Genomic DNA, 4,147 nt, shown 5'->3' on the forward strand with positions numbered 1-4,147 from the left:
CACAAGCGGGCGGGCAAGCGGGCGGACGGGCGGGCGGACTGGCGGCCGGACCTGCCGGCGGGCTGGCGGCCGCGCTGAGCGGCCCGTTGCTCCTGGGCCAGGTCTCCGGCAGCGTCACGGAGGTGGGCCGCGCCTGTCGGCGCGTGGCCGCGGGGCAGCTCGCCGTGGTGGACGGCCTCCTCGACCCGCAGGCGGACGACTGGGTCGACGCCTTGCGAAGCTACTCCCGGGCCGACCTCGTGCAGACGGTGCGCTGCTACCTGCGGCACCGGGGCCAGTGGGAGCCGACGGCGCGCGAACTCGGGGTGCACCGCAACTCGCTCCGGCACCGGATCGGGATCGCGTCCAAACTCATCGAGGCCGACCTGGACGATCCCGATGTCGCGGCGAACCTCTGGCTCGCCCTGCGCGGCTGACCTCCCCTCCCGCGAAACCGCAGTTGTGCGCGCTAAACAGGCGTTTTAACGCGCACAACTGCGGTTTCGCGAGGGATTGGAAGTCAGCCAGGCGCGGATCGCGTCGCCGTGCTCACCCAGGGCGGGCGGGGCGGCCGTCCGTGGCGCGAGCGGCGGGGTCCAGCTGACCGGGTGCCGGATCTGGCGTCCCACGGCCCGGCCGGAGGCATCCTGCACGTCGATGGTCGGCGCCAGGCCGAGGCTCTCGGCGAGCGCGATCCCCTCGCCGATGGTGGCCACGCGCCCGGCCGGCACGTCGGCTTCGGTGAGCCGGAGCTCCCAGGAGTGCGCCGATGCCCCGGCCAGACGCCCGTGCAGGATGTCGATGAGTTCGGTCCGGTTGCTCACCCGGGCGCTGTTGGTCGCGAAGCGTTCATCCGAAGCCAGCGTCTCCACGCCCAGGACCCGGGCGAGCCGCGCGAACTGGCCGTCATTGCCGCAGGCCACGGCCAGCGGACCGTCCGCGCAATCCAGCAGCTGGTAGGGCACGATCGACGGATGCGCGTTGCCCATGCGTGTCGGGATGACGCCGGCCCCGAGGTAGGCCTGCGCCTGGTTCGCGAGAGCGCCCTGCAGGCTCGAGAGCAGGTTCAGTTCCAGCCGCGCGCCCCGGCCCGTCGCCGCTCGGGCGGTCAGTGCGGCGAGGATGCCGATCGCGGTGTCCTTCGCGGTCAGCACGTCGACGAGGGCGACGCCCACCTTCATCGGATCGCCGTCGGCCTCGCCGGTGATGCTCATCAGGCCGCCGAGGGCCTGCACCAGGAAGTCGTAGCCGAGCAGGTCCGCTCCCCCGGCGCTGCCGAATCCGGTGATCGAGGCGTAAACCAGCCCCGGGTTCTCCTGCCGGAGCGCGTCGTAGCCCAGCCCGAGCTTCTCCATCCCGCCGGGCTTGAAGTTCTCGACGAGCACGTCGGCCTTGAGCGCGAGCGCCCGGGCCAGCTTGAGGTCGGCGGCATCCGTAAGGTCGAGGCAGATCGACTCCTTGTTGCGGTTAATCCCCTCGAAGTAGGTGGCCCCGGTGGCGGAGTACGGAGGACCCCAGCCGCGCGTGTCGTCGCCGGTGCCCGGACGCTCGACCTTGATCACCCGCGCGCCCAGGTCGGCCAGCGTGACGGTGGCGAGCGGGCCGGCGAGGATCCGCGAGAAGTCGGCGACCAGGATTCCCTCGAGCGGCCGGGAGAGGTCGCCGGCGCTGTTGTCCATCTGCTTCTGCACTGAAGTTCCGTTCACTGGTGGCGCGGCGGGCCGGACCCGCGCGGTTGCCCTGCCGCGGGTGACCCTGGTTAACTGCTTGCTGTCGAATCTAGCGGCCCGGCCGCACCGGCTCATTGGATGGATCATCCACAGACTGGGCAGCGTGCCCGCCGATGCGCGGATGCACGGATGCACGGATGCACGGACGCACGGACGCACGGACGCACGGATGCACGGATGCGTCGAGATTGCCTGTTCCGGTCGAGTTGGCCGCGCGCACCGGGCAATCTCGACCGCCGGTGCCAAAGTCTGCGGGCTTGCCCGGCCCGCAAGCTCCCGCAACGCGGCCGCAACGTTGCGCCGCCTAGCGTCGGGACCACGGACGAAGACGTTCGATCTAGGGAGTTTTACCATGACATTGATTGAAACGACCATGCACGACGAAGCCGGCGCCGATGTAACGGCTGCCACGATGCACGCCGCCGTCGTCTCGACCTTCGGCCAGCACCTCACCGTCGAAGAAGTCCCGGTGCCCACGCCGGGCCCGGGCCAGGCGCTCGTCAAGCTCATCTCGAGCGGCGTCTGCCACACCGACCTGCACGCCGCCGAAGGCGACTGGCCGGTCAAGCCGAGCCTGCCGCTCATCCCGGGCCATGAAGGCGTCGGCACCGTCGTCGCCCTCGGTGCGGGCGTCACCAGCCTCACCGTCGGCGAACTCGTCGGCAATGCCTGGCTCTGGTCGGCCTGCGGCAGCTGCCAATACTGCCGCACCGGCTGGGAGACGCTGTGCGAGCAGCAGAAGAACGGCGGCTACAGCGTCGACGGATCCTTCGGCCAGTACATGCTCGTCGACTCGCGGTTCGCCGTGAAGATCCCCGCAGGCTCCGACCTGGTCGAGATCGCGCCGGTGCTCTGCGCCGGCGTCACCGTCTACAAGGGCCTGAAGATGACCGAGGCCAGGCCCGGTCAGTGGGTCGTCATCTCCGGCATCGGCGGCCTCGGCCACATCGCCGTGCAATACGCCAAGGCCATGGGCCTGCGCGTCGTCGCAGTGGATGTCGCCGACGACAAGCTCGCCCTCGCCCGCAAGCACGGCGCCGAACTGACCGTCAACGCGATGGACGAGAACCCGGTCGAGGTCATCCAGCGGGTGACCGGCGGCGCCCACGGCGTGCTCGTGACCGCGGTGCACCCGAAGGCGTTCGGCCAGGCGATCGGGATGGCTCGCCGCGGGGGGACCATCGTCTTCAACGGATTGCCGCCGGGAGACTTCCCCGCACCGATCTTCGAGATCGTGCTCAAGGGACTCACCGTGCGCGGCTCGATCGTGGGCACCCGGCAGGACATGGAGGAGGCGCTCGAGTTCTACGCCCGCGGCGAGATCCACCCCACGGTGTCCACTCGCAGCCTCGACGAGATCAACACGGTCTTCGACGAGATGAAGCTCGGCAAGATCGACGGCCGGGTCGTCATCACGTACTGACCCGCTCGGTGACAGGCGCGAGCGGCGCTGCCCGGTGGCGAGTCACCCCGGACGGCGCCGCCCCCGGCCGCGCGGCCACGGCCATCTGCGGCCGCCCCCGTGTGTGTGGCTAACTCCCGTGTGTGTGGCTAACTCACGTGTGTGTGGCTAACTCAGGAGAATCCAGCGGCAACTGCCCCCGTGCCCCGATTTTCCGCGGAGGGGCGAGTCGGTGATCAGGATTCTCCTGAGTTGGCCACATACCCGCGGGTCGACTGAGGCCCGGACTCCGGGGCGCTGCAGTGGTTGGCCGCTGCCGCTTCGGCGCCGAGAATCGCCGTTCGCGCCCACAATCGCCGTTCCAGCGGCGATTCTCGGCGCGAACGGCGATTCTCGGCGGGCTGGGCGAGACTTGCCTAGCGTTCGACGAGGATGCCGTCCTCGTCGCAGTAGACCATGCGTCCGGGGCGGAACAGTACCCCGGCGAACTCGACGACGACATCCGCGCTGCCTTTGCCGGTCTTGTTGCTCTTGCGCGGGTTGCTCCCCAGGGCCTTGACCCCGAGCGCGAGCGCGCCGATCGCGACCCGGTCCCGGATGGCGCCGTTGATGATCACGCCCGCCCAGCCGTTGGCGACCGCGGACTCCGCGATCATGTCGCCCATCAGCGCCGTCTGCAGCGATCCGCCGCCGTCCACGACGAGCACGGCGCCGGCGCCCGGCCGCGCCAGGACTGCCTTGACCAGCGCGTTGTCCTCGAAGCAGCTGACTGTGCGGATCGGCCCGCTGAAGCGGGCGTTGCCACCGACCGACTGGAACTGCACCGCCACGGATTGCAGGTCTTCGCCACGCTCGTCGTACAGGTCGGCTGTCAGCAGTGTCATGGTGTCCCCCGGGAGCTTGTGCGGTGTCCCCCCAGAGTAGCGACCCGGAGGAGCGACCCTGCGCGGGCCCGGAGAAGCCCCTGCGCCCGCCCGGAGAAGCCCCGAGGCGCGGCGGCGCGTGCGGCGCGTGCGGCGCGTGCGGCGCGTGCGGC

General features: G+C 70.5%; 4 protein-coding genes. 2 read left to right on the top strand and 2 right to left on the bottom strand.

What is annotated here, in order from left to right; translation table 11 throughout:
• The coding region (locus E3T33_RS15450; RefSeq protein WP_198417263.1) for a helix-turn-helix domain-containing protein at nucleotides 1-416 on the top strand (416 nt) is incomplete at its 5' end.
• A gap of 45 nt (nucleotides 417-461) precedes the next feature.
• Here E3T33_RS15450 and E3T33_RS09735 read toward each other — a convergent pair.
• A complete protein-coding gene (locus E3T33_RS09735) occupies nucleotides 462-1,658 on the bottom strand; it encodes a CoA transferase (protein WP_092321069.1) in 1,197 nt (398 codons plus the stop codon).
• A 463-nt stretch (nucleotides 1,659-2,121) separates the two neighbouring features.
• Between E3T33_RS09735 and adhP the strand changes: the two genes are divergently transcribed.
• Nucleotides 2,122-3,132, top strand: coding sequence for an alcohol dehydrogenase AdhP (adhP, locus tag E3T33_RS09740; protein ID WP_092321311.1), 1,011 nt, complete (start codon nucleotides 2,122-2,124; stop codon nucleotides 3,130-3,132).
• A gap of 395 nt (nucleotides 3,133-3,527) precedes the next feature.
• On the opposite strand, the gene rraA is transcribed toward adhP, so the two are convergent.
• A complete protein-coding gene (rraA, locus tag E3T33_RS09745; RefSeq protein ID WP_092321068.1) occupies nucleotides 3,528-3,995 on the bottom strand; it encodes a ribonuclease E activity regulator RraA in 468 nt (155 codons plus the stop codon).
• Between the last annotated feature and the right edge of the window lie 152 nt (nucleotides 3,996-4,147).

It is taken from the genome of Cryobacterium sp. TMT1-2-1, from assembly GCF_004403955.1.
Classification (GTDB): domain Bacteria; phylum Actinomycetota; class Actinomycetes; order Actinomycetales; family Microbacteriaceae; genus Cryobacterium; species Cryobacterium psychrotolerans.